Here is a 25,768-nt window from a genome sequence, read left to right as displayed (position 1 = left end):
TTCTGGGTTCAGTCGTCCTTGTCGGAATTCATGGAGGGGAGGAAGAATTCCACGTCCTTGAGGCGCTTCTCATCGAGATTTTCGATGTTGGTTTGCCAAAATCGCTCGGCTTCCGCCGGTTCGGCTTTCCATTGGCGCACGAAGGTCTTGTTGTCGTCGATCATGACCTTGCGGGTGCCGCCGAGCCGCAGATATTCTTCCGCAAGTTTGCGTGTTTCGGTCTTTTCCATGTCGCAGCTCCTTGTGCGTGGAAAACGGGAACGGAGGGGCGCCGGATGGGTAAGAAGCTCGGCTGCCATTTCGTTGGCCACCGGGAGAAAACGGAAAAATCCCGGTGTTCTTCGGCACCATCGTGTCCGTTTGACACGGCGGCCCTCCTGCTGGAACAACGTGAGCTTTAAAGGATGGTTCCGCAGTTTTTTCGGGCGGCATCATTGCCAGGCACAAATGAATAGTGCGCAATTTTTTACCGGAACAAACGGACATGTCGTGTTGTTTTATCCCCGATGCAGGGAGGCAGCATGGCAGCCACACAGAGTGACGGCGAATACCGGGGTAACAACGAAAACAGGGGCTTCTGGTCGGTCGATTTCGGCAATTCGCCCGTTATCGGCACGGCCATCCATGACGGTCATTTCATCCGCATGGATATAGCCGATCTGATGGCTCTTTCGCCGGAAAAGCGGCTGAGAGAGGAGGATCCCTTTACCGGCGAGATGGTCGCCGGATTGACGAACCGGATCGTCGTTCACCATTCCCGTTTTGAAGTCGATCTCAATCGCGCCACCGATGAGGCGATCTATCTGAAGCCGGAACAATCCTGGGGGCTGGAGGTCTGGAACCAGACGCTGCCGGAACAGGCCAGCCGGCAATCGCTCGATTTCCACGCTGATTATTACGCGATGCTTGAAACCGTTCTCTCAACGCTCGAGCGACGGCATGGTGCTTTCGTGGTGCTGGATGTGCACAGTTACAATCATCGCCGCCAGGGCGCCGACGCACCGGCGACGGCGCAGGCGGAAGCACCCGATATCAACATCGGCACCTTTTCCATGGATCGTAGCCGCTGGGGTGATGTCGTCAGCGCGGTCGGTCATCATTTTGCGTCTGCGACCATCGGCGGACGCCGTCTCGATGTTCGCGAGAATGTGGCGTTTCAGGGCAAGGGCGAGCAGACGCGCTTCATCCACGAGCGTTTCGCCGAAAATGGCTGCGCCATCGCAATCGAGTTCAAGAAATTCTTCATGGACGAGTGGACGGGAAAGCCGGATGCGCGCGTGGTGGCGGATATTCGCGAAGCGATCGCAACGCTCCAGCCGGTTCTTGAAGAATGTCTGAGGGCGCGGCGATGAACCTCTCATCCGTCTGCAGCGCGCCTTCCCCCATCGCCGATCTGGTCGACGACGTCGTGTCATGCCTGGAAGCCGGCAAGGCCATCCGCCGCGATGTCGGAAAAGACGGCCGTTTGCACATCGACCGGCCGCTGCCGTTCCTCTGTCTGCATCTGACGGGCGGCACGAAAGATGTCGCCGCGCGCGACATCGCCGCCGCCCATGCCTCCTATCTCATCGCTTCGAACATTCAGGAGGCCGCGCCGCTGATCGAGGCGGTCGGCGCGGTGATGCGCGAGCGTTTCGGCGCCTTTATTGTTCTCGATATTGGCGAGCTTGAACACGACATCCTGCTCGCCGACGACTCTCCCTTCCTGCCGCATTATGAGGTTTCGGTCTCCGCGACGTCAGAACCGGAAACCCAGAAAGCGCGTCGGGTCTTCATCAAGGCGGTCTGTGATGCCGAAGTGCGCTTTCGCACGCCGCGCATCACCCGGCCGGAGCCGGAAGCTGACCCGGTCCTGCGGTTTCAGAATGCCGGACTGGATTTTCCCTGCATCAGCGTGCGCTTCGCGCCGATCTATCGCCAGCCGGAATCCGGTGCGGATTATCCCGGTCTGCGCGAGACGATGATTGCCGATCTCTTCGATGCCGGTCTGCAGGCCTTTTCGTCCTTTTCCTCAGGCATGGATGCGCTGAAGGTCACCAGTCACCGGGCGCTTGGCCGCAAGGCCTTTGTCGATGCGGTCAAACGTGCCGACCGGTCGATCGACGAGATTGTCTCCTCCTTCGATTTTCTTCTCTCCGTCACGCCCATCAATGCGCGCCGGGCGTTCGAGGAATTTCGCGATGGCAGCTTCCAGTACGCGCCGCGCCTGCTTTACCGGCCGCTGGGCGTGGATGTGGAGGAGCAGAAGCGCAAGCTCTATTCCGTCGTCTTCGACCATCTTGAAGACCCGGTGCTCTATCATCTCTACCGGGAGAAACAGCGGGAGATCGATCTGCAGCTGACGATGCTGGCGAGCCTGCATCATCGCACCTTCACCGATTTTTCACGCGCCCTCTATGGTGCCGTCGAACCCGCTCTTCTGACGCTGGCGCTTCGCGTGCTTGAGGATTGCCCGCACAGGCAAGAAAGCGGCGAAATCGCCATGGTGGATTGTTACGTGGTCGCCAGGAAGTCGCGCGAAATGGTCGAGACCTATCTGGGCGAGGAGCCGGAATTCAAGGCCCGCGTCGAAATCCGTGATGACCTGCCACCCGGCCTGATGGTGACGGGCGAGAAGCTCTTGATCTCCCGCCATACTGTCATGGAACAGCGCCGTGTCGAGGCGCTCCTGTCGCATGAGATCGGTGTGCATCTTCTTACCTATTTCAACGGCTCGTTTCAGGGGCTGCGGCTCTTCCGCACCGGCCTTTCCGGTTATGAGGGCGTGCAGGAAGGGCTGGCGGTGCTGGCGGAACATCTGGCCGGCGGCATGACGCGCGAGCGCCTGCGGCTGATCGCCGGCCGCGTCGTCGGCTGCGCCGCCATGCTGGATGGTGCGTCTTTCGTGGACACTTTCCGCATCATGACCCGCGAACACGGTTTCGACGAGGCCGCGGCCTTCAACATGGTGCTGCGCATCTATCGCGGCGGGGGTCTCTCCAAGGATGCGATTTATCTGCGCGGGTTGGCCGAGGTGATGGACCATCTGCGCAGGGGCGGCGCGCTCGATCCGTTCTGGATGGGCAAGATCGCCGCCGCCCATTTTCCTGTCATGCAGGAGCTCGCCCTGCGCGGCCTGCTTCGTCCGCCGGGTGTCCGACCCGCATTTCTGCTGCCCGCCAAGGCCAATGAGCGGCTGGAAAAAATACGGGCGGGATTATCCATTGCCGAACTGGCGACTTTATAGGAGGGGCTTCATGCGTATCGCATTTTTCGTCAATTCCATCGAAACCGAGGGGCCGAACTACGCGACCGGCCTGCTTGCCATGGCGGCACTCAATCGCGGCCATGAGGTGGTCTATCTGACACCAGGGGATTTTACCCTGCGCGCGGATGACAGCCTGACCATCCATGCCACCGTATTGCCGAAGACAAAATACAAGAAATCGGAAGGCTTCCATGCCGCCCTTCAGGACAAGGCGCTGGAGCGGCGCACCATGGATGTGGAGGAAATCGATGCGCTGATGCTGCGCAACGACCCCTCGCTCGACCAGACAACGCGACCGTGGGCGGTGCATGCCGGCATCCTGTTCGGGCGGCTTGCAGAACAGCGCGGCGTCGTGGTGCTGAATGATCCAGAAGGCTTGGCGCTGGCGCAAAACAAGCTCTATTTCCAGAGCTTTCCTGAAATCGTCCGCCCCACCACGATCATCTCGCGCAATGTCGATGAAATACGCGCCTTTGCCGATGGCCACCCCAAGGGCGTCATCGTCAAGCCGCTGCAGGGTTCCGGCGGTAAGAACGTCTTCAAGATCGGCTCCAGCAAGGAGGCCAATCTCAACCAGATTTTCGAAGCGGTCAGCCTTGAGGGTTATCTGATCGCGCAGGCCTATCTGCCGGCTGCGAAGGATGGTGATATCCGCTTCTTCATGATGAATGGCCGACCGTTGATGCGTGACGGCAAATATGCCGCCCTTCGCCGCGTACCGGCCAAGGGCGACCTGCGCTCCAACATCCATGCCAAAGGCACCGCCGAGGCGGTGAAGGTGACGGATGAAATCGTGGCGCTTGCCGAGATGGTGCGGCCGAAGCTCGTGGAGGACGGTATGTTCCTCGTCGGGCTCGACATTGTCGGTGACAAGATACTGGAAGTAAACGTGTTTTCGCCGGGCGGCCTTTCCAATATCCGCGATCTCACCGAGATGGATTTCAGCGACACGATCATCGAGGCCGTGGAAACCAAGATCAGCATGCAGAGCGCGTCCGGCGGCACCATCTCCAACCGCCTGCTGGCGACGCTGTGAGCTTATTCCCGTAATTCGGCCGGGTGCATCTCGCGATACCAGGCGACGAGGGCCTTGATGCCCTCCTCGACCGGGGTTTGCGGCACGTAGCCGGTCAGGGCTCTCAAAAGATCGGGCGAGGCGAAGGTGCGGGGCACATCGCCCTGCTGCATCGGCAGCATGTTGCGGATAGCCGGCCTGCCGACCGCCTTTTCCACCGTTTCGACAAAGCGCATCAGCTCCACCGGCTGGCCGCCGCCGATATTGACGATGCGGAACGGCGCATGGTGCGAGAGCGTGTCGGTGACACCTTCCTGCGTGACCCGGTTTTCCTCGGAAGGGATGACCGCGCTCAGCCGGACGATGCCTTCCACGAGGTCATCGATATAGGTGAAATCGCGGCTCATATTGCCTTGCCCGTAAATATCGATCGCTCTGCCGTTGGAGACGGCGTCGACGAATTTGATCGGCGCCATGTCCGGCCGTCCCCACGGGCCATAGACCGTGAAGAAACGGAAGGCGGTGGTGGGCAGCTTGTGCAGATGGGCATAGCTGTGCGCCATCAGTTCCATCGATTTTTTGGTGGCCGCGTAAAGCGTCATCGGTTCGTCGGCCTTGTCGCTTTCCGCGAAGGGGATTTTCTCGTTGGCGCCGTAGATGGAGGAGGTCGATGCCAGCATCAGGTGCTTGACATCAAGGCTTCTGGCGAGCTCCAGCATGTTGAACGAGCCGATGAGATTGGAATCGATATAGGCGCGCGGATTTTCAAGGCTGTAACGGACACCCGCCTGGGCGGCGAGATGGATGATGATTTCCGGTTCCGCTGCCTCCGCGGCTCGTTTCAGCGCATCCGTATCTTCCAGCATGCCGATCTCGGCCCGGAAGCCGTTGGAGCGGGAAAGAATGGCGTGGCGTTTTTCCTTGAGGCTGACATCGTAATATTTCGTCATGCCATCGAAGCCGGTCACGAAATGGCCGGCGTCCAGCAGCCGTTTCGCAACGTAAAAGCCGATGAAGCCAGCCGTACCGGTAACCAGATAACGCATGATGATTATATCCCGAATCCGTTGGTGCGTTTTCGGTCTGACCGAAGCGCAGAAAACCTTTTAATGAAATTGAAAAAACGAAACCTCTACGCGCCTTCGTGCGGACGACCGACTGCGGCATAGATGAAGCCATGCGCGGCGACTTCATCCGTGCGGTAGATATTGCGCAGGTCCACCAGAACAGGGCTTTTCATGATCGCCTTCAGGCGCGGCAGGTCGAGTGCGCGGAACTGGTTCCATTCCGTCACGATCACCACGGCGTCGGCGTCTTCCGCTGCCTCGTAGGGGCCGTCCGCATAGTCGATGTCTTCCATCAGGTGGCGGGCATTCGCCATGCCTTCCGGATCGTAACCGACCACTTTCGCACCGCCGTCCTGCAGGGTCTGGATGATGGCGATTGCCGGGCTGTCGCGCATGTCGTCGGTATTCGGCTTGAAGGTGAGGCCAAGCACGGCGATCTTCTTGCCGCGCACATCACCGCCCATCGCGTTGATGACCTTGCGGCCCATGGCGCGCTTGCGGTTGTCGTTGATGGCGATGGTGGTCTCGATCAGCCGCACCGGGGCGTCATAATCCTGCGCGGTCTTGGCGAGCGCCAGCGTGTCCTTCGGGAAACAGGAGCCGCCATAACCGGGGCCGGCATGCAGGAATTTCGGGCCGATGCGGCCATCGAGACCGATGCCGCGCGAGACGTCCTGCACATTGGCGCCGACCTTTTCGCACAGATCAGCCATCTCGTTGATGAAGGTGATCTTCATCGCCAGAAAGGCGTTGGCGGCATATTTGATGAGTTCGGACGCACGTCTGGTGGTGAAGAGCAGCGGCGACTGGTTGAGATAAAGCGGGCGGTAAACCTCGGTCATGACGGGGCGGGCGCGCTCATCCGAAAGGCCGACGACGATGCGGTCCGGCCGCTTGAAATCCTCAATGGCGGCACCTTCGCGCAGGAATTCCGGGTTGGAGACCACGGCGAAATCGGCCGAGGGGTTTTCCTCGTGGATGATGCGTTCCACCTCGTCACCGGTGCCGACGGGAACAGTGGATTTGGTGACGATGACGGTGAAGCCGTCGAGTGCATGGGCGATCTCTTTCGCCGCCGCATAGACATAACCGAGATCGGCATGGCCATCGCCGCGCCGCGAGGGGGTGCCGACCGCGATGAAGACGACCTCGGCATTGGCGACCGCAGCGGAAAGATCCGTCGTGAAGCTCAATCGGCCAGCCTTGGCGTTGTTGGCGACGATGACATCGAGACCCGGCTCGAAGATCGGGATATGGCCGTTTTTCAGGGCTTCGATCTTCTCCGGCATCTTGTCGACGCAGACCACGTCATGGCCGAAATCTGCAAAACACGCGCCGGACACGAGGCCGACATAACCCGAACCGATCATCACAATCCGCATTCTTTTTCCTTTCGGTTAGCGAGGTCATGTTAACGCAGCGACACCGGCCGGGGAAATCGGCGGGTGAAAAATACCATGACATACTTAGCCGCCTTCATGCCCGTCGCCAAGCGCCACGATCAACACCGGCTAACCTCTTTCCATGACGGTGATGTGATGGCTGTGGCGGGACAAATTTGCCGCACCTTGCAGCCGATTGCATTGATGCGGTGAGATCGCGCATTTTTGCCTGTTTTGCGGCTTGCACTCATAGGTAGCCGGGTCTAGCCATAGGGTGAGGATCAAATCTGCCAGACTGTCTGTCCCTTAAAGGGGCGTCCGGGTCGCGTTCCACGCGGCCGGGGGAAGCTTTGCCTTGCGGTCGGTGTTCGGGGACGTTCAAATGCAAAAGGGTTTTCTGCTCGGCCTGTTCGCTTATGCGACCTTTTCCTTGGGCGATGCCACCATCAAGTCGCTTGGATCGCAGATCAGCGTTTTCGAAATCGGCTTCTTCAGCATCCTCTTTTCCGGCATCTTCATCTTCTTCAGCAAGCCGCGCGAGGAAAGATGGCGTGAATTCTGGCGCATGAGCCGGCCCTTCGCCGTGCACGGCCGCGCCATTTCCGGCCTCTTCGCCGGTATTTTAGGCATCTATGCCTTCACCACCATTCCGCTGGCGGAAGCCTATGCGCTGATCTTCCTGTCGCCGCTCTTCGTGACCGTGCTTTCCGCCGTCGTGCTGAAGGGGAATATCGGCCCGTGGCGCTGGGCGGCGGTTCTGGCCGGCATCGTCGGCGTCATTCTGGTTGTGCGGCCGGGCTTCAAGACGCTGGAACTCGGGCATATCGCCGCCATCGGTGTCGCCTTCCTGGCGGCGATGACCATCGTTTTGCTCCGCTCGCTTGCGGGCAAGGAAAAGCGCACTTCGATCATGGGCGTGCTGCTGATCTATGGCCTCACCTTCAACGGTATTGCCTCCATCCCCGATTTTGTCATGCCCACCCTGCACCAGCTTCTGGCCTTCGCCTTCATCGGACTTTGTACGGCGACGGGGCAGATCACGCTTCTGGTCGCAATCCGCATCGCGCCGGCGAGCCAGATCGCGCCGTCGCATTATTCGCAAATCCTCTGGGCCGTGGCGATCGGCATGGCCTTCTTCCACGAATATCCTGACGCCATGGCGGTGCTGGGATTGAGCGTCATCGCCGCATCGGGTCTGCTGACGATGATCCGCGAAAAGGTAAGGCTCGGCACCGTGCGCTGGAACCCGTTTTTCCGCAATCGCCTTTGAGCCCATTCGCCGATCGGAAACAGTGCGTCAACCGAAGCGCGGCTTGTGAAGCGGCGGCGACCCGGCCCATAAGGCTTTCATCTTTAGATGAACGGGGAGCCGCAAATGCTCGTGGATGGAAAATGGACCGCCGACTGGCATCCGGTGCAGGCGACAGACAAGAAAGGCGGCTTTGTCCGCCAGACCTCCGGCTTCCGCAACTGGGTGACACCTGACGGTTCGGCGGGGCCGACGGGTGAGGGCGGTTTTGCGGCCGAGGCCGGCCGCTATCATCTTTACGTCGCGCTGATCTGCCCCTGGGCATCGCGCACGCTGATTGGCCGAAAGCTGAAGAAGCTGGAAGAGGCGATTTCGGTCTCCGTTGTCGAGCCCGCCCTTTCCGACGAGGGCTGGAAATTCGGCGACTATCCGGGTTCGGATCGCGACACGCTCAACGGCTTCACCTATATGCACGAAGTCTATACCAGCGCGGATCCGCACTATACCGGTCGCGCCACTGTGCCGGTTCTGTGGGATAAAAAGACGAAGACGATCGTCAACAACGAATCCGCCGATATTCTGCGCATGCTGAATTCCGGTTTCGGCGCTCTGGCCGACAATGGCGTGGACCTGTATCCGGAAGCGCTGCGCGATGAGATCGATGCTCTCAACGACCACATCTATCCGCGGCTCAACAACGGCGTTTACAGAACCGGTTTTGCCACCACGCAGGTCGCTTATGAAGAAGCCTTCGCCGACGTGTTCGCGACGCTTCAGGAGCTTGAAAGCCGCCTCGTCTCAGGCGGGCCTTTCCTTTTCGGCGATCTCCTGACCGAAACGGATGTCCGGCTTTTTGTGACGCTGGTGCGTTTCGATGCCGCCTATTACGGCCTGTTCAAATGCAATCTCCGCCGCATCGCCGATTATCCCGCCCTGCAGGCCTATATGATGCGGGTGCTGAACGTTCCGGGCGTGCGTGACACGGTCAATATCGACCATATCAAGCGCGGTTATTATTCCATCAAGGCGCTCAACCCGACCCACATCGTGCCTGTCGGTCCTGATCTTCCGGGGCTGGATGACGTTTCCCTGTGAGGTGAACGGATAACGGACTAGACCGGCTTGCCGACCTGATCGAGCAGCCAGGCCTGAAAGGCGCGGGCCAGCGCATTGTCCTGCCGTCCTTCCGGCAGGGCGACGTAGTAGCTCTTGTCGGTCTGCAGGGGGATGTCGAAGACTATTTCGAGGCGGCCGGAGGCGATCTCCGCCTCGATGAGATATTTCGGCAGAAGGGCAAAACCGATGCCGCTCGCCGCAGCCTCGATGATCATCGAGAACTGGTCGAAACGGCTGCCCTGATAGGCATTCTCCGCCGTCACCCCGTTCATCTCCAGCCATTCCGTCCATAGTTTCGGCCGCGTCGTCACATGCAGGAGCGGTTGCCCGGTCAGGTCCTGCGGCTGGCTCACGCCGGCGCGGTGCAGCAGGGCGGGGCTCGCGACCGGCACGATCACCTCATTGCATAAAAATGTGCAGGTGCCATGCGCCCAGACCGGCTGGCCATAATGAATGGCGAGATCGAACCCTTCCTCGTCGAAATCGAAGGGGTGCGATCGTGAGCCGATCGTGATCGTCATGTCCGGATTGGTCTCGATGAAGCGGGAGAGGCGCGGCATCAGCCAGCGGCTGCCGAATGTCGGCAGTGTCGCGACCGAAAGCGATGCCTGCGATGTTCCTGCCGAAACCGCGCGCACCATCAGCTGCTCGGATTGCTGCAGGAGGCGCCGCACATCGGGCAGGAATTTGCGCCCCGCCTCTGAAAGCACGACCCGCCTGCGGATGCGCTCGAACAGCTGCATTCCCGTCTGCGCTTCGAGTTCGCCGATCTGCCGGCTCACCGCGCTCTGCGTGAGGTTGAGTTCTTCCGCAGCACGCGTAAAATTGCCGTGCCGTGCCGCGCATTCGAACGCCTGCAGGGTAACGATGTCAGGGACCAGTCTTCTGCGCGGATCCATTCCATTCTCGCATCAACTTACCCGCTTTCCTCATTGGAAAAGGGTCATTATGGCCATATATGATTACGGGAAAGAATGGAACGGTGCAAAACGCCAGTTTCAAAGAACGAATGACAAATTCGGGGAAAGACGAGTGACGGGAGTTGAAAGCGCCGTATCAAAACGGCCTTTCCTCCCCTTTCAGCCAAAAGGACGATGGACATGGATGCGACCACGAAGCTCGACGTGAAACAGGAAGCCGCGGCCCTGCTCGACAGGATGGGCGTTGCCCGCGATCTCTATACCGGCGGCGATATGGCCTCCTTCAGCCCGGTGACCGGTGAACAGGTCGCGAGCCTCAAGACCATTTCGGTCGAAGGTGTCGCCGCCGTGGTCGACAGGGCCGATGCCGCCTTCAAGGTATGGCGCAATGTACCGGCGCCCCGCCGTGGCGAACTGATCCGGCTGCTCGGCGAAGAGCTGCGCGCCTTCAAGGCCGATCTCGGACGTCTCGTCTCGCTGGAAGCAGGCAAGGTTCCCTCCGAGGGCCTCGGCGAGGTGCAGGAAATGATCGATATCTGCGATTTCGCAGTCGGCCTTTCCCGCCAGCTTTATGGTCTCACCATCGCCACCGAACGCCCCGGCCACCGGATGATGGAAACCTGGCATCCGCTCGGCGTCGTCGGCGTTATCTCCGCCTTCAACTTCCCGGTCGCGGTGTGGTCGTGGAATGCGGCACTCGCCATCGTCTGCGGCAACTCGGTTGTCTGGAAGCCTTCGGAAAAGACGCCGCTTACGGCGCTGGCGGTTCAGGGCATCTTCGAGCGTGCCGCCGCCCGTTTCGGCGATGCGCCGGAAGGCCTGTCCCAGCTGCTGATCGGCGACCGCGCCGTGGGTGAGGCATTGGTGGACAATCCCAAGGTGCCGCTCGTCTCGGCCACCGGCTCCACCCGCATGGGCCGCGATGTCGGCCCGCGTCTGGCGAAACGCTTCGCCCGCGCCATTCTGGAGCTTGGCGGCAACAATGCCGGTATCGTCTGCCCGTCCGCCGATCTCGACATGGCGCTGCGCGCCATCGCCTTCGGCGCCATGGGCACGGCCGGCCAGCGTTGCACCACGCTTCGCCGTCTCTTCGTGCATGACAGCGTTTACGACCAGCTCGTGCCGCGCCTGAAAAAGGCCTATGCCTCCGTTTCCGTCGGCAACCCGCTGGAAACATCGGCGCTCGTCGGCCCGCTGGTCGACAAGGCGGCTTTCGACGGCATGCAGAAGGCGCTCGAAGCGGCGAAAGTCCATGATGGCGTGGTGAATGGCGGCGGCCGTGTGGATACGGGTGCGCCGGATGCCTATTACGTCAAGCCGGCGCTTGTCGAAATGCCGAAGCAGGCGGGACCGGTACTGGAAGAGACCTTCGCGCCGATCCTCTACGTCATGAAATACAGCGATCTCGATCAGGCGATAGACGACCATAACGCCGTCGCTGCTGGTCTTTCCTCATCGATCTTCACCCGCGACATGCAGGAATCGGAACGGTTCCTGTCGTCGGAAGGCTCCGATTGCGGCATTGCCAACGTCAATATCGGCACCTCGGGTGCGGAAATCGGCGGCGCCTTCGGCGGTGAGAAGGAAACCGGCGGCGGCCGTGAATCCGGTTCGGATGCGTGGAAGGCCTATATGCGCCGCGCCACCAACACCATCAACTACTCCAAGGCGCTGCCGCTGGCGCAGGGCGTTTCCTTCGATATCGAATAATCGCCTCGGCGATAGAAAAATTGATCCATCGTGCCGGCGCGGCGTCATCCGCGCCGGCATTTCTATTTGATGGGTCAGACGAGGGTGCCCGAGACGATTTGCGGAAAAGACGCATTTGCGCGGAATTTTATTCCCGCAATATCGCTCATATTGAATTATCGTCTCTCTATCGTTTTACTGGAAAACCCTAGCATTGCTCCATATCGTGAACCGGCCAGAGGGGCTGGTGACAAGGAGATGAAATGCCAGCCATCACCCGCCGTGCGCTTTCCGCCAGCCTTTTTGTTGCCGCCGCATTCTCCGTCCTGCCGCTGCAGGCGCAGGCGGCGGAAGAGCTGAAGATCGGTTATCAGAAAACCGGCCTGCCGGTTATCGCCCGGCAGCAGGGCGTCATTGAAAAGGCGCTCGAGGCCAAGGGCGTGAAGGTTTCCTGGGTCGAATTCACCGCAGGCCCGCCGCTGGTGGAGGCTTTGAATGTCGGCTCCATCAATGTTGGCTGGACCGGCGATGCGCCGCCGATCTTCGGGCAGGCGGCGGGTTCGGCCATCGTTTATGTCGCGGCTCTTCCCTCTAACGGCAAGGGCGAGGCGATCTTCACCAAGCCCGAAAGCGGCATCAAGTCGGTCGCCGATTTGAAGGGCAGGAAGGTCGGCGTCGGCAAAGGCACCAGCGCCCACAATCTGCTGGTCGCGGCGCTGGAGAAGAACGGCCTGAAGTTCAGCGATATCGAGGTGGTTTATCTCAGCCCCGCCGATGCCGCGGCCGCTTTCGCCAGCGACAAGATCGAGGCCTGGGCCGTCTGGGATCCGTTCTACGCGATCGCAGAAACCCGCTACAAGCCGGTGACGCTTGCCCGCACCAGCGATGTGCTTGCGGTCAGCACCTATTTCCTCGCCAATCGTGATTATGCGAAATCCCATGCGGACACCATCAACACCACCATTGATGCGCTGGGCGAGGCGGCGAAATGGTCCGCCGCCAATCGCGACAAGGTTGCTGCCGCCCTGCATGAGGTGACGGGCGTTCCGCTGGAGGCGCAGACGCTGGCCGCGAACCGCTCGGAATTCGGCATTACAAAGATCGACGACAAGATCGTCGCCAGCCAGCAGGAAACCGCCGACCGCTTTTATCGTCTCGGCCTGATCCCGAAACAGATCAGCATCAAGGATGCCGTCTGGTCGGGCGCGACGAACTGAGCCGGAGGAAACGCCGTGAGCACCGGAAAGCGTATCGAGATTGGCGGAATCACAGGCTGGCTGCTCCCCGCACTCATTCTTGCAGGGTGGGAGGCGGCGGCGCGCGCCGGTCTGATTTCCGCCAATGTGCTTCCGGCCCCTTCCGCTGTCGCGGAAGCCTTCTGGCGGCTTTTGCTCTCGGGTGAGCTTGCCGCCAATATTGGCGTCAGTTCCGCCCGCGCACTCGCCGGTTTCGCCATCGGCGGTTCCATAGGCTTCATCTTCGGGCTGGCGAATGGCCTGTCCAGATTTTCCCGCAGCTTCACCGATACGACGCTGCAGATGATCCGCAACATTCCGCATCTGGCGCTCATTCCGCTCGTCATCCTGTGGTTCGGCATCGATGAGGAGGCGAAGCTCTTTCTCGTTGCGCTGGGAGTGTTTTTCCCGATCTACATCAACACGCTTCTCGGCATTCAGGGTGTCGATCCGCAACTGGTGGAGATGGGCCGCACTTATGGCATGTCGCCCTTCACGCTGTTTCGCCGGGTCATTCTGCCCGGCGCACTGCCCGCCATCTTCACCGGCCTGCGTTACGCGCTCGGCATCATGTGGCTGACGCTGATCGTGGCCGAAACCATCTCTTCCTCCTCCGGCCTCGGCTACATGGCCATGCAGGCGCGCGAGTTCCTGCTGATCGATGTCGTCGTGCTGTCGATCCTCATCTATGCGCTTCTCGGCAAGCTGGCCGACAGTTTCGCCCGCTTCCTCGAAAGCATCTTCCTGCAATGGCATCCAGCCTTCAAGAGAGTCTGAGGTAACCCATGTCGACCGGTAATGTGACGACGCTGAGACGCCCCGATGCCCGGCCACCCATTCCGCCTGAAACGGAGGCGAAGACCGAACACCGCACGAAATCGACTGAAGGCAAGGTCGCCTTCAGCTTCCGCAACGTCACGAAGAGCTTTGGTGACAAGCCGGTTCTGCGCGGCATCGATCTCGATGTGCGGGAAGGCGAATTTCTGGCCGTCATCGGTAAAAGCGGCTGCGGCAAGAGCACGCTCCTGCGTATTCTGGCCGGCCTTGACACGCCGACGACCGGAACCGTCTCGAAAGACCCATCGAGCCGCACCCGCATGATGTTTCAGGAGCCGCGTCTTCTGCCGTGGGAGCGTATCGCGAATAACGTGTCCGTGGGGCTGACCGGCATCGCCAAAGGCGAGGCGGCAAAGGAGCAGGCCCTAGCCATTCTCGATGAGGTGGGCCTGAAAGACCGGGCGGGCGAATGGCCCTATGTGCTCTCCGGCGGCCAGAAGCAGCGTGTGGCGCTGGTGCGCGCGCTTGTCGCCCATCCGCAGATCCTGGCGCTGGATGAGCCGCTCGGCGCGCTCGATGCACTTACCCGCATCGAAATGCAGCTTCTGCTGGAGCGCATCTGGCGCAAGCAGAAATTCACCGCTGTCCTCGTCACCCATGACGTTTCGGAGGCTGTCGCGCTCGCGGATCGTATCGTCGTCATCGATGAGGGGCGCATCGCGCTCGATCTCGATGTGAAACTGCCGCGCCCGCGCCGCCACGGCACGGCGGAATTTGCGAGACTGGAAGAGCAGGTTCTGAACCAGCTCTTCGGCCGTGGTGAGACCAACGGATGAAGGATGAACCGGCAGGGCCGAAGGCCCCGCCGGACAATATCATCAGCCAATGCTCATCAGGCTGGCATTGCCGCCGGCGGCTGTGGTGTTGACGCTGACGGAGACTTCTTCGACCAGCCAGTCGAGATTATAGGGCTGGCTTTCACTGGTAAGCGCTTCCGTTGTTGCGGCCTGAACGAGAACCAGCGGGCCGGGCAGGGCGGCGATCTTTTTGTTGACCGCCACGATACGCGCCGCATCACCCTCGACCAGTGCGCCGGCGAAGGGACCGGACTTTGCCCAGTCATCCGCCCAGACAATCCGTGAGGTCACGGTTGCGGGCAGTCCGTAAATGGATTTTTCCAGTCCCGACGCATTGTCGATGACAACCGAGTTACCCGTGGAAAGCGCCGCGGCAAGCTGGCGGTAAAGCCCCTGTTCAGTGGCCGGCACCAGCAGGATTTTGCCGCGTGGATGCAGCGCATAGACGTTGCGTTCGCCGACAGGACCCGCCAGCTCGGTTTCGAAGCCAAGGCCGGAAAGTGCTGCCGCCTGTCGTGCGGCTTCGGCCGCGACGGTTTCGCCGTTTTCGTCCAGCCAGCGGGCGAGATCGACGGCTGCTTGATCCTGCTGGCTCGCAACGCGGTCTATCTTTGGCGCTTCCTGCGTCATGCGGCCGAGATAGAGCGGGCCGCCGGCTTTGGGGCCGGTGCCGGAAAGGCCGCGTCCGCCAAAGGGCTGTACGCCGACCACCGCGCCGATGATGTTGCGGTTCACATAAAGATTGCCGGCCGCGACCCGCGACAGGACGTGCTGGATCGTATCGTCAAGACGTGTATGCAGGCCGAAGGTCAGGCCATAGCCGGTGGCGTTGATCTCGTCGATCAGCCGGTCGAGATTGTCGCGCTTGAAGCGGATGACATGCAGCACCGGCCCGAAGACTTCGCGCTTCAGATCGGCGAGCGACTTCATCTCGATGATGGTCGGCGGCACGAAGGTGCCCTTGCCGGTTTCGCCAGCAAGCTCGATCTGTTCGATCCGGTGGCCGAGCCCGCGCATGCCCTCGATGTGCTTTTCGATGATGCCCTTCGCCCCGGCGGTGATGACAGGGCCGACATCGACGGAAAGCCGGTCGGTACGGCCGATGCGCAGCTCATGCAGCGCGCCTTTCAGCATGGTCAGCGTGCGGTCCGCCACATCTTCCTGCAGGCAGAGAATGCGCAGCGCCGAGCAGCGCTGGCCGGCGCTGTCGAAGGCGGAGGCGATAACGTCGGCGACGACCTGTTCCGCAAGTGCGGAGGAATCGACGATCATGGCATTCTGGCCGCCGGTTTCGGCAATCAGCGGGACCGGCTGGCCATTGGCCAGAACCCGGCCGGCAAGCTGGCCCTGAATGAGCCGCGCCACTTCCGTCGAGCCCGTAAACATCACACCGGCTGTAAGGGGTGAACCGACAAGTGCGGCTCCCGTCTTGCCGTCGCCCGGCAGAAGCTGCACGGCGTCCTGCGGAACGCCGGCCTCATGCAGCAGACGCACGCCCTGAGCCGCGATCAGCGGCGTTTCTTCGGCAGGCTTCGCCAGAACCGGATTGCCGGCAACCAGCGCCGCCGTGACCTGACCGATGAAGATGGCGAGCGGGAAATTCCAGGGGCTGATACAGACGACCGGACCGAGCGGCATCTCGCCGGTCTTGAAGTTCCTGCGGGCTTCCGCCGCATAATAACGCAGGAAGTCGATGGCCTCGCGCACTTCGGCAATGGCGTTCGGCATGGATTTTCCCGCCTCGCGCATGATGAGGCCGAGCAGGGCGGGCATTTCGGCCTGCATGGCGTCGGCGGCACGCTCCAGGCAGGCGGCGCGTTCTTCCACCGGGGTGGAAGGCCAGTTCGAGGCTGCTGCCCGCTGCATGGCGGTTTCGACATCGGCTTGCGTCGGTTCTGTCACATGGCCGACAATATCATTGTGGTCGCCGGGATTGAGAACCGGGCGCGTGTTGCCACCTGCCTGTGGCGCTGTGGCTTTCCATTCGGTCGCAGCACCTGCTTTCAGGGTATTGTCCAGTGCAGAGAGCGTCGTTTCACTGGAAAGATCGAGGCCGGCGGAGTTTTTACGTTCCGGGCCGAACAGGTCGGCGGGCGCGGCGATGCGGTCATGCCGTGCGCCGGGAACGGCATAGGCCTTGACCACCGCGACCGGGTCTTCCAGCAGGGAGTCCACTGGTACAGCGGGATCGGCAATGCGGTTGACGAAGGAAGAGTTTGCGCCGTTTTCCAGCAGGCGGCGGACGAGATAGGCCAGCAGCGTCTCATGGGTGCCGACGGGGGCATAAAAACGGCAGGGCCGGTCGAGCTTCTTCCTGCCGACGACTTCGGTGTAAAGCGGTTCGCCCATGCCATGCAGGCACTGGAACTCATAGTCGCCGAGTTTGAAGTCAGGACCGGCGAGATGGTAGATCGTCGCCATGGACTGCGCGTTGTGGGTCGCAAATTGCGGGAACACGAGATCGTGCGCGGCGAGCAGCTTGCGGGCGCAGGCGATGTAGGAGACGTCAGTGTGGACCTTGCGGGTGAAGACCGGGAAATCTTCCAGCCCTTCCACCTGCGCGCGCTTGATTTCCGCGTCCCAGTAAGCGCCCTTGACGAGGCGCACCATGATGCGGCGTCCCGAACGGCGGGCGGGATCAATGATGTAATCCAGAACGAAGGGGCAGCGGCGGCCATAGGCCTGCACGACGAAACCGAGGCCGTTCCAGCCGGCGAGGTCCTTGTCGAGCGCCAGTTCCTCCAGAAGGTCAAGCGACAGTTCCAGCCGGTCGGCTTCTTCGGCATCGATATTGAGGCCGATATCGTATTTTTTGCTCAGCAGCATCAGCGATTTGACGCGCGGCAAAAGCTCCGCCATCACCCGCTCGGCCTGGGCGCGGGCGTAACGCGGATGCAGCGCCGAAAGCTTGATCGAAATGCCTGGCCCGCCATAGATGCCGCGGCCGGCAGACGCCTTGCCGATGGCGTGGATGGCGTTTTCGTAATCCTTGTTATAACGCTCCGCATCCTTTGCAGTGGTCGCGGCTTCGCCCAGCATGTCGTAGGAATATTGGAAGCCCTGTTCTTCCAGCGGCTTCGACCGCTTGATGGCCTCGCCGATCGTCTCCCCGGTCACGAACTGCTCGCCCATCATGCGCATGGCCATGTCGACGCCACGGCGGATGACGGGTTCGCCGGCCCGGGCGATCAGCTTGGTGAGCGCCGCCGAAAGGCCGCTGTCATTGACCGTCGAGGTCAGCTTGCCGGTGATGACGAGGCCCCAGGTGGCGGCATTGACGAAAAGCGAGCGCCCGCCGCCAATATGGGACTTCCAGTCACCGCGCGCGATCTTGTCGCGGATCAGCGCGTCGCGGGTGGCGGTGTCGGGGATGCGCAGCAGCGCTTCGGCAAGGCACATCAGCGCCACGCCCTCATGGCTGGAAAGCGAATATTCCTGCACAAGCCCCTCGACGCCGGTGCCCTTGGTCTTGGCACGCAATGCCTCGATCAGTTTTCGGGCAGTGTCGCGAATGGCTTTCGCCTCTTCAGTCGTCACCGTTGCCGCGTCGATGAGCGGCGTCAGGCATTCTTCTTCGGGGCGGCGATAGGCGGCGGTGATTGCCTTGCGTAGCAGGCTCTGCTCGCGCACCGGCGGTGCAAAATTCTGGAAGATACCGTTCGCCATTACACCGGCGTTGCTTGCACCATCGGCCATTCTGAAAATCCTGAAAAAGCTGTTGAAGACAGACCGTCGGCGGCAGCGTGTCCTCCGCCCGCCGCTTGTAATCCTGTCGCAGACAATATCATCATCGCAGAAATTGCTATGGCCCTATTTTCAGGATAAAACAGGCAATATGAACTTTTATTTTTCAGATTTGGCGTGAAATCACATGGCAAACAGTCAGAAAACAGACGGTCTGGACCACTTCGATCTCAAGATTCTCGAGGCGCTAAGCGAGGATGGGCGCATGTCCGTTCTGCAATTGTCGAAAAGGGTAGGCCTTTCCAAGACGCCCTGCCAGACGCGGCTGAAGCGGCTGGTGGATGAGGGCTATATTCTCGGCTTCCGCGCCATGCTCAACCCGGAGAAGCTCGGCGTCGATCACATCGCTTTCGCCGAGGTGAAACTCTCCGATACGCGGGAAAAGGCGCTGGAGGAGTTCAACACGGCGGTGCGCAAGATCAAGGAAGTGGAGGAGTGCCACATGATCGCCGGCGCCTTTGATTATCTTCTGAAGGTGCGCACCAGCGATATCCGCAAATACCGAAGGGTGCTCGGTGAGAAGATCTCCAGCCTGCCATCCGTCTCCAACACCTCGACATTCGTGGTCATGCAATCGGTGAAGGAAACCGGCATCTGAAAAGCGGACATAAAAAAACGGGCAGGCGCCTGCCTGCCCGTTTTTGCCGTTCAGTTTCCTCAGCGCGCCGTGGCGGCGGCGGTGACCGCGCTCATCTGCGCGTCCGGACCAAACTCGTTTTCGTTTTCGATGCCCAGCAATTCCTGCAGGCGCAGTCTTGCACGGCTGACACGGCTCTTGATCGTACCGACCGGGCAGCCGCAGATTTCGGCGGCTTCCTCATAGGCAAAACCCGAGGCGCCGATCAGCAGGATGGCTTCACGCTGGTCATCCGGCAACTTTGCGAGTGCTGCCCGGAAATCCTGAAGATCCACCGAACCATGCTGTTCGGGCGGGACTGACAGGCGCGAGGTATAGACCCCGTCCGTATCCTGCACCTCACGGCCGGATTTGCGGATCTGGCTATAGAACTCGTTGCGCAGGATCGTCACCAGCCATGCGCGCATGTTGGTGCCCGGCTGGTAGCTGTCCTGTTTGGCCCAGGCCTTCATGATCGTGTCCTGCACGAGGTCGTCAGCACGATCCCTCGAGCGGATGAGCGATATAGCGAATGCCCGCAGGTTTGGCAGCGCCGCCAGCATTTCCCGCTTGAAATTGTATTCTGTCTGCTCTGGCTCTTTCGCCATCATTCCTCCGAAGCCTTGGCTTTGGCTTTATTTTCGGCTTCATCGAGTTTCTCGAGAAGATCGAGGAATTTGTCAGGGATGCCCTCTTCCTGAACGGCATCGTAGAGCTCCCTGAGCTTACGGGAAATCACCGCCCGCCCGGAGTGCGGGACCTGGGGGGCGGCTGGATTGTCCGGAGATTCTTGGTCCGATTGAAATATGTTCATAACGTCCGGTATTCCTTTTGTGTCGTGGCAAATAATGCGCGGTAAAAAAAATAGTTCCGGCGATCCGGAACTATTTTTGCGATGCGCACGTTGCTATCGTGGGTTTGCGCTGCAGACCGCATGAAAGGGGAGAATTCCATGTCAGTTTCTACACGCATCGCACCGCACCTGCCATATCTGCGCAGGTTCGCGCGTGCCGTTTGCGGCTCACAATCAACGGGCGATGCCTATGTTGCGGCAACACTCGAAGCTCTGATCGCCGATATCAGCATTTTTCCGCAGACAAGCGGCGATCGCGTTTCGCTCTATCAATTGTTCGTATCGATCTTTAGTTCCGTCACGATCAATATTAAGACCGATGAAAACCTGTCTGGATGGGAAAAACGCGCCTCGGCCAACCTCTCCGCCGTGCCGGCGCTGGCCCGTCAGGCTTTCCTTTTGACGACTGTTGAAGAATTCACGCCATCGGAAACCGCAGAGGTTCTGAAGGTCTCCGAAGATCAGGTCGGCAAGCTGATCGATGAGGCGGCGTCTGAAATCGCCCGGCAGGTGGCGACCGATATCATGATCATCGAGGACGAGCCTCTGATCGCCATGGATATCGAACAGATGGTCACCGATCTCGGCCACCGTGTCACGGGCATTGCCCGCACCCACACGGAAGCGCTCGAGCTCTTCCATCGCACCCAGCCGAAGATGATCCTCGCCGATATCCAGCTCGCCGATGGCAGCTCCGGTCTCGATGCGATGAAGGACATCCTGCAGATGACCACCCTCCCGGTGATCTTCATCACGGCTTTCCCTGAGCGTCTTCTGACGGGCGAGCGGCCGGAGCCGACCTTCCTTGTGACGAAGCCGTTTAATCCGGACATGGTGAAAGCGCTTATCAGCCAAGCCCTGTTTTTCAACGAAAGCTCACGCGTCGCGGCGTGAATTTTGCCGAAACCGCGGACTGACCGGGAACCAGTCTGGTGCCCGGGCGTTGGCGGTTACGGTCGTGGGGATGCCCCGCGGCTTTCTGCAAGGAGATGAATTTGCATCGGCTGGCATGGCATAACGCGGAGAGGAACGAAAGCGAACTTCACGACTCGCTCGTCCTCGCCTTGCTCGATTCGGGTGAGACAGTCATGCTGCAGGACTGGAACCGCGACTATATATTCGTGGCCAATCTGCCGGATGTCTGGAAACTTCCGGCAGATTCCCACCCGACAGATGAAAATCTGTTTGGCAACGATCTCTCAGCGCGGCTTGCCGAACTCAAGAAGGACATGCACACGGCGGGCAGCCGCGGCATGCTGGAAGTCAATGCCGGCAATGATCGCGTCTTCCAGTTTCAAGTCCATTCCACCTTCAACCAAACGGACCAGGTGGTGATGAAAACCACCATTCGCGAAGTGACGGCGGAAAGGCGGCGCGAGCAGCTTCTGCGCTCGCTGTTGCGCGAAGTCAGCCACCGCTCCAAGAACCTGCTGGCGATCATCCAGAGCCTTGCCGGCCAGACGGCCCGCTTCAGCCTCACCAAGGATGATTTCCTGCGCAAGTTCCGGGGGCGGCTGCACGCTCTTGCCCAAAGTCAGGATCTCATCACGGATTCGGACTGGCGGGGTGCGCGTATATTCGAGCTGCTGCGCCAGCAATTTGATCTTTACGTGCCGGAATATCCGAACCTCATCCATATGGAAGGGGAGAACCTTCTCCTCAACCCGAATGGTGCGCTCTATATCGGACTTGCCTTCCATGAGCTGGTTGTCAACACCGTCAGCCATAGCGGCAATCTTGCCTACCACCCGCCCATAACCCTGCAATGTCGCCAGGAGGGTGATTTTTATGTCGTCGAATGGAATGAGCCGATGATGCCGTCGAAAGAGCCGGCGGAGGCCCGGCGCGGCAGCTTCGGCAGTGTCGTGCTGGAAAAGGTGGTTCCGTCTGCATTGGGGGGAAGCGCCGAGTATCAGCTGACGCCAGAACGGATCGTCTACCGGCTGAGATTTCCCTCCGGCGACAGCGCGGACACCTGAAATCCGTCTGTTCCTTGCAGAGCCGGGTCTAACTTCCATTTTGTGAAGATAAAAAACAAAAAGCACGGCCCATGAAAGAGCCGTGCTATTTTTATGACAGGTTTTCAGGGGTGAAACCTGTTTATTTTCAGCCAAGCTTCAGGCGGGGACGGGGGAATTGCTTGGCCTGCAGTAAAAACACGCATGGCCGGATTCGGTTCCCGAAAAATGCGTTTTTTTAACATTACGCAAGATATCAGCCATTTTTCGCTGCTTTTTTCTATCCGTATGGCGGAGACGGTCCGCCAGCGGACAGCCTCAGTGCGTGCCTGTCTGTTCCGATCGTTTTGGCGTGAAATAACGGATCGGCGCTTCCAGAGACCACTCGAAGCCGGATTCGCGATATTCCGTCACCACCTGCCCGCCGAAGGCGCCTTCCGCGTGCCTTTTGATGACCGTGGTGCCGAAGCCCTTGCGGCTTGGCTCTCGCGCCGGTGGTCCGCCCGTTTCGGTCCAGACGAGATGGATCATCTGCCGCCCGTCCTTTTCAAGCGACTGCCAGCGAACCGTGATTTTTCCTGATGGAACCGACAATGAGCCATATTTGATGGAATTCGTTGTCAGCTCATGGATCACCAGGCCGAAATTCTGCGCCGCTTCCGGAGAGAGCATGAAATCATCTCCCACCAGCATGATGCGCTGCGCCACGGTGCCGAAAACATCGAGGTGGGTCTCGATCAGCTTGCGGATAGGCAGGCCCTGCCATTGAACCTCCGCCAATGCCCGGATCGACATTCCAAGACCGCGCAGGCGGTGATCCACCTCTTTCTGGAATTCCGGAATGCTTTTATTCTCGCGCCCCAATTGCCGTATCATCGCCTGAACCAGCGTCAGAATGTTCTTGGAGCGGTGCACCAGTTCGTGCAGCAGCAATTGCAGCCGCTCTTCCGACTGGCTTCTGTCGAAAGACGCGTTGGAGAGTGCGATGGCGACCTGGTTCGCTTCCTTTATCTTGGTATCGACAGGGGCGACGATTTCGCCTTCGCCGATGCGCTCGGCCATCAGGGTCAGGTCACGAATGGAGCTGCGCAATTGCCGGCCGACCAGATAGGCGCCACCAATGGCGATCAGCACCAGCACAAGGCTGCCGATCATCATCTGTCGCCATGTATCCACCAGCACCGCCTGGCTCGCCGCAAGCGGCCCCCACATCACGGTCCTCCATTGCCAGCCCGGCAATTGGGCATAGGCATAGAGATTACCTTTGCCATCAAAAAAATTGCCGCTAAAGGCCTGCATTTCCGAGAGTACGTCAGGGTTGACGAAGGGTTTGCCCACTTCCGCCTCATCCTGCGCGCTGGAAACGACGACGCGATTGGTCCCGTCGATAATGGCGACCGCCCAGTTGCGCGGCAGGTTTTCCGTGGGGATCAGCCGGCTGAGGTCGCTGGCATTCTGCGTCAGGATCAGGGCATCCCCGGCCGAATCCAGTTCCGGGCCAAGCGGCAAGGTAACGTTGAACACCCATTCCTTGCTGGTCGAGCCGAAAAACATGTCCGAGACGGTGATGCGACGGGAGTCGACCGCCCTGGCCAGATTGGCTTCCTCCGGCACCTTGCCGAGTGGCTGGCCATAGGGCACCCGGGTGTTGAGACGCTGCTGGCCGTCTTTGGTGGCGAGAATGGCGTAGAGGCCCTCCCGCTTCAGGCTGTCTGCGACGCGTCCCTGAAATGCGGCAAGGTTGCCGTTCTCGAGTTCCGGAAATTGCGACAGGAGATTGAGCGAGGTGGCGATTTCCTGCAGGCGGCGGTCGATGTTGCGGGAGACCACCCGCACATCCTCGATGGTTTCCCGCTGCAGGTCGTCGCGTTTTTCCGCCTCGAGGCGGAGCATCAGATAGCCGCCGAAAAGAATGAGCGGGAGCGTGATGACAGTCGCCATCACCACCAGATAGGTGCCGATGGAGGCGGTAGGGAAAAAATTCGCACTGCGCCGACGCAAAGCCGAGATCATGTCTTTCAGTCTGTCGCCGGGTCGAGGCATACAAAAAACTCCGGCAGTTATGGCATTGTTACGACACGGATAATACCGTGCCATCCCCCTTTAGCAATGCCTGATTTTTACCTTCGGTTGTTGCGGCAGGCCGCAATTGCGTCGGTGTGATTGAAAAAATCGGAACTATTTCAACGACCAACCCGTTTGCCAGACGAACCGGCCGAAAAGCGGACATGAAATTCATCCCCGCCGGCCAGTTGAGAACGATGAAAGGAAGGTACGAAATGGCTAAGAAACTTACGATACTCGTCACCGCCGCCCTGATGGGCACGACGGCTTTCGCGCCGCTGGCCATCGCTCAGGGCACCACCCAGCCTGCGCCGGCAAATCCGAGCGCGCAGACGGAGCCGGCAACCCCTGCCACCCCCATGACGCCTGCAGCTCCCGCGGCCAATGACAGCGCGGCTGCAACGACGGGCGGCGCCTATCTGACCGAACAGGGCGAAACGCAGGTCAGTGCCAACGACTATATCGGCAAGTCGGTCTATACAGCGGCCGATGAAAGCATCGGTAACGTCACCAACCTGATCATGGAAGAAGATGGTGGTCTCGTTGCGGCTGTGATTGGCGTCGGCGGCTTCCTGGGCATCGGCGCAAAGGACGTTGCCGTTCCCATGGACAAGGTAACGATGACACGTAATGCGCAGGACGGCACGATCCGCCTGACGACGACGGAAACGGCGGAAACGCTGAAGGCCGCTCCCGAATTCAAGACGCTGGAACAGAAGGCCAGCGAAAAGAATGCGGCAGTGCCGGCGGCTCCCGACAGCACGACGACGTCCGCCACCAAGCCCTAATTCCCATACCTGGGAGGCAGGAGCGGGACCGGCTTTCATCAGCCGTCCCGCGGGAGGCACCGGCCAGAAGGCCGGTGTCTTTTTTGTATCTGGTCGCTGATTGCTCACTCCCCGGCGTTGCGGGAGGAATGCCACGCCCAGGCGGATTTGATGATGTCGGCCAGGGAATAACGCGGCTCCCAGCCCAGAACCTCTTTCGCCTTGTCATTATTGGCGACAAGCGTCGTGGAATCGCCGTCGCGGCGTCCGGTATATTCAACGGGGAAGGGGCGGCCGGAGACTTCCGAAATCGCCGCCAGCAGTTCCTTCACCGTGGTGCCGGTGCCGGTGCCGAGGTTGAGTTCGACGGTTTCTCCGCCGGCAAGCAGATAATCCACCGCCCGCACATGCGCATCGGCGAGATCGAGAATGTGGATATAGTCGCGCACGCAGGTGCCATCGCGCGTGTCGTAATCCGTGCCGAACACCTTGAAGCCCTGACGCCGGCCGAGCGCCGCCTCGATGGCCAGCGGGATCGCGTGGGTTTCCGGCTTGTGCCATTCGCCGATGCGGCCTTCGAAATCCGCGCCCGCGGCATTGAAGTAGCGCAGCATGACGGAGCGCAGCCCCTTATAGGTGCTGTAATCCTTCAGCGCCTGCTCCACTACCCATTTGGTGCGGCCATAGGGGTTGATCGGCGCCTGCCGGTGCGTCTCGTCGATCGGCACCTGTTCCGGCAAACCATACGTGGCGCAGGTGGAGGAGAAAACGAATGACGTGACGCCGGCATCAATGGCGGCGGAGAGCAGGTTGAGCGAGCCGATGACATTGTTGTCGTAGAAAGCCACGGGTTGCTTGACCGATTCACCGACTTCGATCAGTGCGGCGAAGTGGAGAACGGCTTCCGGCCGGTGTTTGGCGAAGACCTCGTCCAGCCGCGCCCGGTCGCGAATATCGCCCTGTTCGAAGGGTCCCCAGCGGACGAATTCCTCATGGCCGTTGGACAGATTGTCGAAAACGACAGGTTCATATCCTCGCTCAGACAGGAGAAGGCAGGTGTGCGAACCGATATAGCCGGCACCGCCGACGACAAGGACTTTCTTCTTCATCAATTGCCTTTCAGAAAATTACGGACGCGCCGAGACTCTATGTCACTTTGTTCAAATAAGGGCGGCGTGGCGCAGGATGCCATCAACCAGTCTATCCTTCGCG

The 25,768-nt window shown here is 60.2% G+C and carries 23 protein-coding genes; 14 read left to right on the top strand and 9 right to left on the bottom strand.

Translation table 11 applies throughout. The features are described 5' to 3' along the window. Positions 1 to 8: 8 nt before the first annotated feature. The gene (locus ASB65_RS06690; RefSeq protein ID WP_020009963.1) at positions 9 to 230 is read right to left on the bottom strand and encodes a hypothetical protein; all 222 of its coding nucleotides are present in this window, start codon (positions 228 to 230) and stop codon (positions 9 to 11) included. A 291-nt stretch (positions 231 to 521) separates the two neighbouring features. Between ASB65_RS06690 and ASB65_RS06685 the strand changes: the two genes are divergently transcribed. The 3 genes from ASB65_RS06685 to ASB65_RS06675 are packed head-to-tail and all read left to right on the top strand — an operon-like array spanning position 522 to position 4,283. Next, the gene (locus ASB65_RS06685) at positions 522 to 1,352 is read left to right on the top strand and encodes an N-formylglutamate amidohydrolase (RefSeq protein WP_060723451.1); all 831 of its coding nucleotides are present in this window, start codon (positions 522 to 524) and stop codon (positions 1,350 to 1,352) included. Continuing rightward, positions 1,349 to 3,226 carry a flavohemoglobin expression-modulating QEGLA motif protein gene (locus ASB65_RS06680; protein ID WP_060723450.1) on the top strand — a complete coding sequence of 626 codons (1,878 nt, stop codon included), beginning with the start codon at positions 1,349 to 1,351 and terminating at the stop codon, positions 3,224 to 3,226. The genes ASB65_RS06685 and ASB65_RS06680 overlap by 4 nt, the downstream gene beginning before the upstream one ends. Positions 3,227 to 3,236: 10 nt before the next feature. Then, positions 3,237 to 4,283 carry a glutathione synthase gene (locus tag ASB65_RS06675; protein ID WP_003508719.1) on the top strand — a complete coding sequence of 349 codons (1,047 nt, stop codon included), beginning with the start codon at positions 3,237 to 3,239 and terminating at the stop codon, positions 4,281 to 4,283. Positions 4,284 to 4,285: 2 nt separating this feature from the next. Here ASB65_RS06675 and ASB65_RS06670 read toward each other — a convergent pair whose 3' ends face one another. Together ASB65_RS06670 and ASB65_RS06665 are read right to left on the bottom strand one after the other, a co-directional pair. Next, entirely contained in the window at positions 4,286 to 5,308 is a 1,023-nt protein-coding gene (locus ASB65_RS06670; protein ID WP_003508721.1) for an NAD-dependent epimerase, read from the bottom strand. Between the two features lie 86 nt (positions 5,309 to 5,394). Then, the gene (locus ASB65_RS06665; RefSeq protein ID WP_003508722.1) at positions 5,395 to 6,711 is read right to left on the bottom strand and encodes a UDP-glucose dehydrogenase family protein; all 1,317 of its coding nucleotides are present in this window, start codon (positions 6,709 to 6,711) and stop codon (positions 5,395 to 5,397) included. Positions 6,712 to 6,774: 63 nt separating this feature from the next. Here ASB65_RS06665 and ASB65_RS28090 point away from each other — a divergent pair, with 63 nt between their 5' ends. The 3 genes from ASB65_RS28090 (at position 6,775) to ASB65_RS06655 (ending at position 9,055) form a co-directional block, all read left to right on the top strand. Beyond that, positions 6,775 to 6,924 carry a hypothetical protein gene (locus ASB65_RS28090; RefSeq protein WP_153463790.1) on the top strand — a complete coding sequence of 50 codons (150 nt, stop codon included), beginning with the start codon at positions 6,775 to 6,777 and terminating at the stop codon, positions 6,922 to 6,924. Positions 6,925 to 7,093: 169 nt separating this feature from the next. Next, positions 7,094 to 7,981, top strand: coding sequence for a DMT family transporter (locus ASB65_RS06660; protein ID WP_060723400.1), 888 nt, complete (start codon positions 7,094 to 7,096; stop codon positions 7,979 to 7,981). Between the two features lie 105 nt (positions 7,982 to 8,086). Next, positions 8,087 to 9,055: a glutathione S-transferase family protein gene (locus ASB65_RS06655; RefSeq protein WP_060723399.1), complete on the top strand. Its 969-nt coding sequence runs from the start codon at positions 8,087 to 8,089 to the stop codon at positions 9,053 to 9,055. A 17-nt stretch (positions 9,056 to 9,072) separates the two neighbouring features. Here ASB65_RS06655 and ASB65_RS06650 read toward each other — a convergent pair whose 3' ends face one another. Then, positions 9,073 to 9,975: a LysR family transcriptional regulator gene (locus ASB65_RS06650; RefSeq protein ID WP_060723398.1), complete on the bottom strand. Its 903-nt coding sequence runs from the start codon at positions 9,973 to 9,975 to the stop codon at positions 9,073 to 9,075. Positions 9,976 to 10,176: 201 nt separating this feature from the next. Here ASB65_RS06650 and ASB65_RS06645 point away from each other — a divergent pair, with 201 nt between their 5' ends. The 4 genes from ASB65_RS06645 to ASB65_RS06630 all read left to right on the top strand — a co-directional run bounded on the left by ASB65_RS06645 (position 10,177) and on the right by ASB65_RS06630 (position 14,533). Then, positions 10,177 to 11,706 (top strand): aldehyde dehydrogenase family protein, encoded by a 1,530-nt coding sequence (locus ASB65_RS06645; protein ID WP_003508731.1) that lies wholly within the window; start codon positions 10,177 to 10,179, stop codon positions 11,704 to 11,706. Between the two features lie 242 nt (positions 11,707 to 11,948). Beyond that, positions 11,949 to 12,902 (top strand): sulfonate ABC transporter substrate-binding protein, encoded by a 954-nt coding sequence (locus ASB65_RS06640; RefSeq protein WP_020009954.1) that lies wholly within the window; start codon positions 11,949 to 11,951, stop codon positions 12,900 to 12,902. Between the two features lie 15 nt (positions 12,903 to 12,917). Continuing rightward, on the top strand, positions 12,918 to 13,697 hold the full coding sequence (locus ASB65_RS06635) for an ABC transporter permease subunit (RefSeq protein WP_060723397.1): 780 nt from the start codon (positions 12,918 to 12,920) through the stop codon (positions 13,695 to 13,697). 8 nt (positions 13,698 to 13,705) lie between these two features. Next, positions 13,706 to 14,533 (top strand): ABC transporter ATP-binding protein, encoded by an 828-nt coding sequence (locus ASB65_RS06630; protein WP_060723396.1) that lies wholly within the window; start codon positions 13,706 to 13,708, stop codon positions 14,531 to 14,533. Positions 14,534 to 14,575: 42 nt separating this feature from the next. Here the strand turns inward: ASB65_RS06630 and putA are convergent, their stop codons facing one another. Further along, positions 14,576 to 18,250 (bottom strand): trifunctional transcriptional regulator/proline dehydrogenase/L-glutamate gamma-semialdehyde dehydrogenase, encoded by a 3,675-nt coding sequence (gene putA, locus ASB65_RS06625; protein ID WP_060723395.1) that lies wholly within the window; start codon positions 18,248 to 18,250, stop codon positions 14,576 to 14,578. Between the two features lie 175 nt (positions 18,251 to 18,425). On the opposite strand from putA, the gene ASB65_RS06620 reads away from it, so the two are divergent. Further along, complete coding sequence (locus ASB65_RS06620; protein ID WP_003508741.1) at positions 18,426 to 18,896, top strand: Lrp/AsnC family transcriptional regulator; 471 nt, start codon at positions 18,426 to 18,428, stop codon at positions 18,894 to 18,896. Positions 18,897 to 18,955: 59 nt separating this feature from the next. On the opposite strand, the gene ASB65_RS06615 is transcribed toward ASB65_RS06620, so the two are convergent. Beyond that, complete coding sequence (locus tag ASB65_RS06615; RefSeq protein WP_003508744.1) at positions 18,956 to 19,522, bottom strand: RNA polymerase sigma factor; 567 nt, start codon at positions 19,520 to 19,522, stop codon at positions 18,956 to 18,958. Next, complete coding sequence (locus ASB65_RS06610) at positions 19,522 to 19,728, bottom strand: NepR family anti-sigma factor (protein ID WP_003508746.1); 207 nt, start codon at positions 19,726 to 19,728, stop codon at positions 19,522 to 19,524. Before ASB65_RS06610 ends, ASB65_RS06615 begins: the two co-directional genes overlap by 1 nt. A 138-nt stretch (positions 19,729 to 19,866) precedes the next feature. Between ASB65_RS06610 and ASB65_RS06605 the strand changes: the two genes are divergently transcribed. Both ASB65_RS06605 and ASB65_RS06600 read left to right on the top strand, forming a co-directional pair. Next, positions 19,867 to 20,661, top strand: a complete 795-nt coding sequence (locus ASB65_RS06605; protein WP_003508747.1) for a response regulator — start codon at positions 19,867 to 19,869, stop codon at positions 20,659 to 20,661. Between the two features lie 95 nt (positions 20,662 to 20,756). Then, positions 20,757 to 21,746, top strand: coding sequence for a sensor histidine kinase (locus ASB65_RS06600; protein ID WP_060723394.1), 990 nt, complete (start codon positions 20,757 to 20,759; stop codon positions 21,744 to 21,746). A gap of 297 nt (positions 21,747 to 22,043) precedes the next feature. On the opposite strand, the gene ASB65_RS06595 is transcribed toward ASB65_RS06600, so the two are convergent. Continuing rightward, entirely contained in the window at positions 22,044 to 23,768 is a 1,725-nt protein-coding gene (locus ASB65_RS06595; RefSeq protein ID WP_003508750.1) for a sensor histidine kinase, read from the bottom strand. Positions 23,769 to 24,004: 236 nt separating this feature from the next. Between ASB65_RS06595 and ASB65_RS06590 the strand changes: the two genes are divergently transcribed. Next, positions 24,005 to 24,577, top strand: a complete 573-nt coding sequence (locus ASB65_RS06590) for a PRC-barrel domain-containing protein (RefSeq protein WP_003508751.1) — start codon at positions 24,005 to 24,007, stop codon at positions 24,575 to 24,577. 104 nt (positions 24,578 to 24,681) lie between these two features. On the opposite strand, the gene galE is transcribed toward ASB65_RS06590, so the two are convergent. Beyond that, positions 24,682 to 25,665 (bottom strand): UDP-glucose 4-epimerase GalE, encoded by a 984-nt coding sequence (gene galE, locus ASB65_RS06585; RefSeq protein WP_060723393.1) that lies wholly within the window; start codon positions 25,663 to 25,665, stop codon positions 24,682 to 24,684. Between the last annotated feature and the right edge of the window lie 103 nt (positions 25,666 to 25,768).

Source organism: Agrobacterium tumefaciens str. B6 (assembly GCF_001541315.1).
Lineage (GTDB): Bacteria > Pseudomonadota > Alphaproteobacteria > Rhizobiales > Rhizobiaceae > Agrobacterium > Agrobacterium radiobacter.
This window is presented reverse-complemented; position numbering and strand designations above follow the sequence as displayed.

Excerpts from the sequence above, each read along its gene's own strand:
- ASB65_RS06680 (WP_060723450.1), top strand. The coding sequence starts at position 1,349 with ATGAACCTCTCATCCGTCTGCAGCGCGCCTTCCCCCATCGCCGATCTG.
- ASB65_RS06685 (WP_060723451.1), top strand. The coding sequence starts at position 522 with ATGGCAGCCACACAGAGTGACGGCGAATACCGGGGTAACAACGAAAAC.
- galE (WP_060723393.1), bottom strand. The coding sequence starts at position 25,665 with ATGAAGAAGAAAGTCCTTGTCGTCGGCGGTGCCGGCTATATCGGTTCG.
- ASB65_RS06590 (WP_003508751.1), top strand. The coding sequence starts at position 24,005 with ATGGCTAAGAAACTTACGATACTCGTCACCGCCGCCCTGATGGGCACG.
- ASB65_RS06595 (WP_003508750.1), bottom strand. The coding sequence starts at position 23,768 with ATGCCTCGACCCGGCGACAGACTGAAAGACATGATCTCGGCTTTGCGT.
- ASB65_RS06605 (WP_003508747.1), top strand. The coding sequence starts at position 19,867 with ATGTCAGTTTCTACACGCATCGCACCGCACCTGCCATATCTGCGCAGG.
- ASB65_RS06655 (WP_060723399.1), top strand. The coding sequence starts at position 8,087 with ATGCTCGTGGATGGAAAATGGACCGCCGACTGGCATCCGGTGCAGGCG.
- ASB65_RS06660 (WP_060723400.1), top strand. The coding sequence starts at position 7,094 with ATGCAAAAGGGTTTTCTGCTCGGCCTGTTCGCTTATGCGACCTTTTCC.
- ASB65_RS06640 (WP_020009954.1), top strand. The coding sequence starts at position 11,949 with ATGCCAGCCATCACCCGCCGTGCGCTTTCCGCCAGCCTTTTTGTTGCC.
- putA (WP_060723395.1), bottom strand. The coding sequence starts at position 18,250 with ATGGCCGATGGTGCAAGCAACGCCGGTGTAATGGCGAACGGTATCTTC.
- ASB65_RS06620 (WP_003508741.1), top strand. The coding sequence starts at position 18,426 with ATGGCAAACAGTCAGAAAACAGACGGTCTGGACCACTTCGATCTCAAG.
- ASB65_RS06675 (WP_003508719.1), top strand. The coding sequence starts at position 3,237 with ATGCGTATCGCATTTTTCGTCAATTCCATCGAAACCGAGGGGCCGAAC.
- ASB65_RS06670 (WP_003508721.1), bottom strand. The coding sequence starts at position 5,308 with ATGCGTTATCTGGTTACCGGTACGGCTGGCTTCATCGGCTTTTACGTT.
- ASB65_RS06650 (WP_060723398.1), bottom strand. The coding sequence starts at position 9,975 with ATGGATCCGCGCAGAAGACTGGTCCCTGACATCGTTACCCTGCAGGCG.
- ASB65_RS06665 (WP_003508722.1), bottom strand. The coding sequence starts at position 6,711 with ATGCGGATTGTGATGATCGGTTCGGGTTATGTCGGCCTCGTGTCCGGC.
- ASB65_RS06615 (WP_003508744.1), bottom strand. The coding sequence starts at position 19,522 with ATGGCGAAAGAGCCAGAGCAGACAGAATACAATTTCAAGCGGGAAATG.
- ASB65_RS06645 (WP_003508731.1), top strand. The coding sequence starts at position 10,177 with ATGGATGCGACCACGAAGCTCGACGTGAAACAGGAAGCCGCGGCCCTG.
- ASB65_RS06600 (WP_060723394.1), top strand. The coding sequence starts at position 20,757 with ATGAATTTGCATCGGCTGGCATGGCATAACGCGGAGAGGAACGAAAGC.
- ASB65_RS06610 (WP_003508746.1), bottom strand. The coding sequence starts at position 19,728 with ATGAACATATTTCAATCGGACCAAGAATCTCCGGACAATCCAGCCGCC.
- ASB65_RS06630 (WP_060723396.1), top strand. The coding sequence starts at position 13,706 with ATGTCGACCGGTAATGTGACGACGCTGAGACGCCCCGATGCCCGGCCA.
- ASB65_RS06690 (WP_020009963.1), bottom strand. The coding sequence starts at position 230 with ATGGAAAAGACCGAAACACGCAAACTTGCGGAAGAATATCTGCGGCTC.